This is a genomic window from Anaeromyxobacter terrae (assembly GCF_022690685.1).
Classification (GTDB): Bacteria; Myxococcota; Myxococcia; order Myxococcales; family Anaeromyxobacteraceae; genus Anaeromyxobacter; species Anaeromyxobacter terrae.
Genome location: NZ_JALCYY010000012.1, coordinates 108,050 through 114,267, shown reverse-complemented (window position 1 = coordinate 114,267; position 6,218 = coordinate 108,050). Strand labels below are relative to the sequence as shown.

6 protein-coding genes are annotated in these 6,218 nt (G+C 76.7%); 3 read left to right on the top strand and 3 right to left on the bottom strand.

Going from position 1 to position 6,218, the window contains the following annotated elements:
- The 3 genes from MNY62_RS07750 to MNY62_RS07740 form a co-directional block, all read left to right on the top strand.
- Positions 1 to 1,882: hybrid sensor histidine kinase/response regulator (locus MNY62_RS07750; RefSeq protein ID WP_242343555.1), on the top strand; the 1,882-nt coding region annotated here is incomplete at its 5' end.
- The gene (gene cheB / locus MNY62_RS07745; RefSeq protein WP_242343554.1) at positions 1,879 to 2,979 is read left to right on the top strand and encodes a chemotaxis-specific protein-glutamate methyltransferase CheB; all 1,101 of its coding nucleotides are present in this window, start codon (positions 1,879 to 1,881) and stop codon (positions 2,977 to 2,979) included. The genes MNY62_RS07750 and cheB, both read left to right, overlap by 4 nt.
- A gap of 40 nt (positions 2,980 to 3,019) precedes the next feature.
- The gene (locus tag MNY62_RS07740; RefSeq protein ID WP_242343553.1) at positions 3,020 to 3,850 is read left to right on the top strand and encodes a TatD family hydrolase; all 831 of its coding nucleotides are present in this window, start codon (positions 3,020 to 3,022) and stop codon (positions 3,848 to 3,850) included.
- Here the strand turns inward: MNY62_RS07740 and moaC are convergent.
- From moaC to MNY62_RS07725, 3 genes are all read right to left on the bottom strand, one after another.
- Positions 3,847 to 4,332: a cyclic pyranopterin monophosphate synthase MoaC gene (moaC, locus tag MNY62_RS07735; RefSeq protein WP_242343552.1), complete on the bottom strand. Its 486-nt coding sequence runs from the start codon at positions 4,330 to 4,332 to the stop codon at positions 3,847 to 3,849. The two genes, MNY62_RS07740 and moaC, sit on opposite strands and share 4 nt — an antisense overlap.
- A gap of 5 nt (positions 4,333 to 4,337) precedes the next feature.
- On the bottom strand, positions 4,338 to 5,282 hold the full coding sequence (gene trxB, locus MNY62_RS07730; RefSeq protein WP_242343551.1) for a thioredoxin-disulfide reductase: 945 nt from the start codon (positions 5,280 to 5,282) through the stop codon (positions 4,338 to 4,340).
- Positions 5,283 to 5,375: 93 nt separating this feature from the next.
- The gene (locus MNY62_RS07725; RefSeq protein ID WP_242343550.1) at positions 5,376 to 6,179 is read right to left on the bottom strand and encodes a methyltransferase domain-containing protein; all 804 of its coding nucleotides are present in this window, start codon (positions 6,177 to 6,179) and stop codon (positions 5,376 to 5,378) included.
- Between the last annotated feature and the right edge of the window lie 39 nt (positions 6,180 to 6,218).

Genomic DNA, 6,218 nt, shown 5'->3' with positions numbered 1-6,218 from the left:
CGCCCGCCGCGCGGCGGAGGCGGTCGCGGGGCTCGCCGAGGGCGGGGCCGACGCGCCACGCGCCACCGCCGCGCTCGCGGGCGACCTCATCGACCTGCGCGAGGCGCTCTCGCGCGCTCCCGTCGCCGTGTCGGAGGCGCCGTCGAGCGCTCCCGCGGCGGCCGCGCAGGCCCGCGGCGAGAAGTCGATCCGCGTCCTCGCCTCCACGCTCGCCTCCATCGGCCGCCAGGTCGAGCTCCTCTCGCTCGCCGAGGCCCGCCGCGCCCGCCGCGCCCGCGACGTGTTCGGGCACGCCGCCTCGGTGCGGGAGGCGCTGCACGCGCTCGACGAGGCGGGCCGGGCGCTCTCCGGCGCCGGGGTGGAGGCCGGGCGGGCGGAGCTCACGCAGGCGTCGATCCGGCTCCGGGAGGTCGCCGCCGAGCTCGCCCGCGTGGCGCGCGAGGCGGCGCGCGAGGCCGAGCAGCAGCGCCTCGCCGGCGCGGTCCTGCGCGAGGATCTGCGCGCGCTCAGGATGGTCCCGGCGGCGCTCGTGCTCGAGCCGCTCCGCCGCGCGGTGCGCGACGTCGCTGGCCGGCTCGGCAAGGAGGTCGAGCTCACGGTCGACGGCGGCGACGCCCGGCTCGACCGCCAGATCGTGGACGCGCTCCGCGACCCGCTCCTCCACCTCGTGCGGAACGCGGTCGACCACGGCATCGAGGCGCCCGCTGCGCGGAGGTCCGCCGGCAAGCCGGCGGCCGGTCGCGTCGCCGTGCGCGTCGAGGCGCGCGGATCGCGGGTCGCGATCATCGTCGAGGACGACGGGCCGGGCCTCGACGTCGCCGGGCTGCGCGCCGCGGCGGTGCGCCAGGGGGTCCTCACCGCCGAGCAGGCGGATCGCTTGACCGATCCGGAGGCGGCGCGGCTCGTGTTCCACGCCGGCCTCTCCACGGCGCGCGCGGTGACGGAGATCTCCGGGCGCGGCGTCGGGATGGACGTCGTCCTCGAGACCCTCGCCCGGCTCGGGGGAACGGTGGACGTCCGCTGGGAGGCGGGCCGCGGCACGCGCTTCGATCTCGAGGTGCCGCTCACGCTCTCCGCGTCCGCGGCGCTCGTGTTCCGGGTCGGGCGCGACGTGATCGCGCTCCCCGCGGAGGCGATCGAGCACGTCGTGCTCGTGGCCCCGGGCGACCTCGGCACCGTCGCCGGGCGCACCACGGCGCGGATCGCCGGCGAGCACGTGCCCTACGTTCCGCTCGCGCGGCTCCTGCGCATGCCGGAGAGCGCGGGCCCGCCGGCGCGCCAGCGCGTGGCGCTCGTGCTCATGCACGGCGGCGCGCGCGTCGCCGTCGGGGTGGACGAGCTCGTCGGCCAGCAGGAGCTCGTGATCTCGTCGCTCGGCGCGCGGGTCGCGGCAGTGCAGCACCTCGCCGGCGCGGGGGTGCTCGACGACGGCCGCGTGGTGGGGGTCCTCTCCGCGGCGGAGCTCGTCCGGCGCGCGCAGCCGGGCACGGCCCCGGGCCGCGGCGAGGGCGCGCGGCGCGTGGTCGTCGCCGACGACTCGCTCACCACCCGCTCCGCGATGAAGGCGCTCCTCGAGATGGCGGGGTACGCGGTGATCCCGGCCGCCGACGGCGAGGAGGCGCTCCAGATCCTGCGCGAGTCGGGCGCCGACCTCGTCGTCTCCGACGTGCAGATGCCCCGGCTCGACGGCTTCGCGCTCACTCGCAAGGTGAAGGCCGACCCGCGCCTGCGCCGCACCCCCGTCGTCCTCGTCACCTCGCTCGAGGCGGCCGAGGATCGAGCCGCCGGCCTCGCCGCCGGCGCGGACGGCTACCTCGTGAAGCGCGAGGTCGAGCGCGGCCAGCTCCTCGACCTCGTGCGCCAGCTCCTGCCCCACGCATGATCCGCTGCCTGCTGGTGGACGACTCCCGGTCGTTCCGGGCCCTCCTGCGCGCGCTCCTCGAGCGGGCCGGCATCGCGGTGGTCGGCGAGGCCGCCGACGGCGACGCGGCGGTCGCGCAGGTGACGGCGCTCCGCCCGGACGTCGTGACGATGGACGTGCGGATGCCCGGCAAGGACGGCCTCGTCGCCATCGAGGAGATCATGCGGGTCGCGCCGACGCCGATCGTGGTCGTCTCGGCGGAGGCCGGTCCGGAGCGGCAGGAGCTCGCCTTCTGGGCGCTCGAGCTCGGGGCGGTGGAGGTGCTCGCGAAGCCTCGCGCGACGGACGCGGCGCGCTTCGCGCGCGAGGCCGACGCGATCCGCGACGCGGTCCGCGCGGTCGCGGGGCTCAGGCTCGTCACCCGCCACCGGCGGCTCCCGCTCCGCCCCCGCGCGGCGGCCGCACAGGTCCAGGCGCCGCGCATCGCGGCCGGCGCGTCGAGCGGGGCCGGCGCCGTCGGCGCGGTCGGCGCGAGCGCGCCGCGCGTCCTCGGCATCGCCGCCTCGACCGGCGGGCCGGCAGCGCTGGCGCGCATCCTGCGCGCGCTCCCGCGCGAGTTCCCGGCGCCCATCCTGGTGGTGCAGCACATCGCGCCCGGCTTCGAGGCCGGCCTCGTCCACTGGCTCGGGACCGAGACGCGCCTCGCGGTTAAGCTCGCGGCGGACGGCGAGCTGCTCCGCCCGGGCACGGTCTACTTCGGCGCCGAGGGCCGTCACCTCACCGCGCGCGGCGACCGCGTGCGGCTCGTGGACGGGCCGCCGGTGCGCGGCTTCCGCCCGTCCGGCACGACGCTGCTCGAGTCGCTCGCGCGCGAGTACGGCGGCGCCGCGGCGGGGCTCGTCCTGTCCGGGATGGGCGACGACGGCGCCGACGGCCTCAGGGCCGTGCGCGAGCGCGGCGGCTGGACGGCGGCGCAGGGGCGGGCCTCCGCGGTGGTGTTCGGCATGCCCGGCGCGGCGATCGAGCGGGGCGCCGCCGCCCACACGATCGAGCTCGACGACATCGCCCCGGCGCTGCTCAGGCTCGCCCGCGCGCCTGCCGCCGCGCCCCGCGCGTGATGGCGGGCGCACCCGATCCGCGGTGTACGTTCGCAGGGAGATGTGGTTCGACGCGCTCCTGCACGCGCGCGCGCTCCGGGCGCGCGACCTCGACGACCTCGCCTTCTTCGGGGTGACGGGCGCCCTCGTCCCATCCGACGACACCGTGGTGCCGGCCACCGCCCGCGCGATCCGCGCCGGCTGGGACGAGACCGCCGCCGCCGCGCGCCGCCTGCGCCGCGCCGGCCTCGATGGCCACGCTGCCGTCGGGATCCACCCGCGGCGCATCCCGCTGCGCGGGCTCGAGGCGCTCCTCGCCGATCTCCCCGTCGCGCTCGACCGGCCCGAGGTGACGGCGATCGGCGCCGTCGGCCTCGCGGAGGGCGGGGAGCTCGAGGAGCGCGTCCTCGTCCGGCAGCTCGAGCTCGCCCGCGAGCTGCGCCGCCCGGTGCTCGTCGCGACGCCCTCGCGGGCGAAGGAGCGGATCACCCGCCGCCTGCTCACGCTCCTCAACGAGGCGGCGCTCGACCCGGGGCGCGTGCTCGTGACCGGGGCCGACGGGCGCACGGTGCGCGCGGTGCGCGCCTGCGGATACCTCGCCGGCCTGTCGCTCTCCGCGGCGGACGGCGCCGGGCAGGGGTCCATCGCCGAGGCGGTCCGGCTCGTGCGCGCGCTCGGGCCGGAGGGGCTGGTGCTCGGCTCCGACGCCGGGATCGCCGGGGCCGATCTGCTCGCGCTGCCGCGCGCCGCGGATCGGCTCGCCAAGGCCGGGCTCTCGGACGCGGTGGTGCGGCGGGTGTGCGGGGAGAACGCGCGCGCGTTCCTGGGGCTCGCGGGCGCCGCCCGGCGGCGGGCGTCTTCGCGGCGGCGCGCGGGGCGGGGCGGACGCTAAACGCGGCGGCTTCGGCGCGAGGCCGTGCGGCGGGCGGGCTGCGCGGCGGCATCGCGGCGCCAGTGGCCGCTCCGGCCGCCCTTCTTCTCGACGAGCTCGAGCCCCTCGATGCGCATGCCCTTCTCGTACCGCTTCAGCATGTCGTAGATGGTGAGGCACGCCGCGGCGACCGCCGCGAGCGCCTCCATCTCGACGCCGGTCCGGTCCACCGTGCGCACCGTGGCGGTCACCGCGACGCCGCGCGCGCCCGGCTCCGCCTCGACGTCGACGCCCGAGAGCGCGATCGGGTGGCAGAGCGGGACGAGGTCGGGCGTCTTCTTCGCGGCCATGACGCCGGCGAGCCGCGCCGCCGCGAGCACGTCGCCCTTCTCGACCTCGCCGCGGCCGATGCGGGCGACCGTCTCCGCCGACATCGCCACGAACCCGCGCGCGACCGCGACGCGCTCCGTCTTCGGCTTCGCGCCGACGTCGATCATCTTCATCGGTGCTAGTCCCAGTTCTCGGTCGCGTGCTCGCCGAGGAACCGCTCCGCGTCGATGGCGGCCATGCAGCCCGACCCGGCCGCGCTGATCGCCTGCCGGTAGCTCGGGTCTGCGACGTCGCCCGCCGCGAAGACGCCCTTCACGCTCGTCGCGGTCGAGGGGGACTTCACCTCGAGGTAGCCCACGTCGTTCATGGCGAGCTGGCCGCGGAAGACCTGGGTGTTCGGCTCGTGGCCGATCCCCATGAAGACGCCCTTCACCGGCAGCTCCCGTGTCGAGCCGTCCTTCGTCGAGCGCAGCCGGACCCCGCTGACGGCCTTCGCGTCGCCCAGGATCTCGTCGATGACGGAGTCGAGCACGAGCTCGATCTTCGGGTTCTTCTGCGCGCGGTCCTGCATGATCTTGGAGGCGCGCAGCTCGCCGCGGCGGTGGACCACGTGGACCTTCGTCGCGTACTTCGTGAGGAAGATGGCCTCCTCCATGGCGGTGTCGCCGCCGCCGACCACCGCCACCTCGACCCCGCGGAAGAAGAAGCCGTCGCAGGTCGCGCACGCCGAGACGCCGCGCCCCTGGTAGGCCTTCTCGGTGGGGATCCCGAGCCACTTGGCGGTGGCGCCGGTGGCGATCACCACCGCGTCCGCGGTGAAGAGCCGGTCGTCCTGCCAGATCTGGAACGGGCGACGCGAGAAATCGACGCGGGTCACCTCGCCCATCTCGAAGCGCGTCCCGAAGCGCTCCGCCTGCTTCTTCATGAGCTCCATGAGCTCGGGGCCGAGGATGCCCTCGGGGAAGCCGGGAAAGTTCTCGACCTCGCTCGTGATGGTGAGCTGGCCGCCTGGCTGCATCCCCTCGAAGAGGAGCGGGTTCAGGTTGGCGCGCGCGGCGTAGAGCGCGGCCGTGTAGCCGGCCGGTCCGCTGCCGATGATGACGAGCCTCTCGTGCTGGGCCATGGGTTCCCTCGCTTGGGCGGACGGTTGTTTATCCCCTGAGAGCCCGGGTGTCATGGGGAAGGTTCCGTGCGGCGGGCGGCCCGCGCCATGCCGTCAGGGCGCGGCCGAGCGCCGCGCCCAGAGAAAGATCCGGCGGTACGTGTAGAGGAAGGGCCGCTCGTCGGGGAGCGTCGCGAGGAGGCGCGCCCGGTAGCGCTCGAGGAAGCGGGCGTACGCCTCCGGCGAGAGGCGGCGCTCGTAGTCGGTGAGCAGCGTCCCGCGCACCCACTCCACCACCGCGCCGGGCTCGGGGAGCGCGTGGCCGTAGATCTCCACCCGCACGCGCCGCGACGGGAGCCCGAGCGACCAGAGGAGCCGCGCGTAGGCCTCGGGCGCGAGCACCGGGCTCTCGCGCACGAATCCGCCGAGCAGGGCGGCGAGGTCCGGCTCGCGGGCGACCGCGCGGGCGACCGCGCGGGCGATCGCGTGCGACGGGTGCTCCTCGTTGGCGGGGATCTGGATCGCGAGCTGGCCGCCGGGCGCGAGGAGCGACGCGAGGCGCGCGAGGAGCGCCTCGTGATCCGGGACCCAGTGGAGCGCGGCGTTGGAGAGGACGAGGTCGTACGGTCCGCCGTCCACCTCCGCGAGATCGCCCTGGCGAAACGCCACGCCGCCGCCCGCGCTCGCCGCGGCGCGCTCGAGCATCGCGGCGGAGGCGTCCACGCCCACCGTCTCGCGCGCGCCGAGCCGCTCGTGCGCGAGGCGGGTGAGCTCGCCCGTCCCGCAGCCGAGATCGACCACGCGCATGCCCGCTCGCGGCTCGACGAGCGCGAGGAGATCGAGGAACGGCGCGCGCCGCTCGTCGGCGAATCGCGCGTAGCGATCGGGGTCCCAGACGTCTCGGTCCGCGGCGGGCAAATGCGTTGACCTCCCGGGCGTTTTGGCGGAATCTCGCCC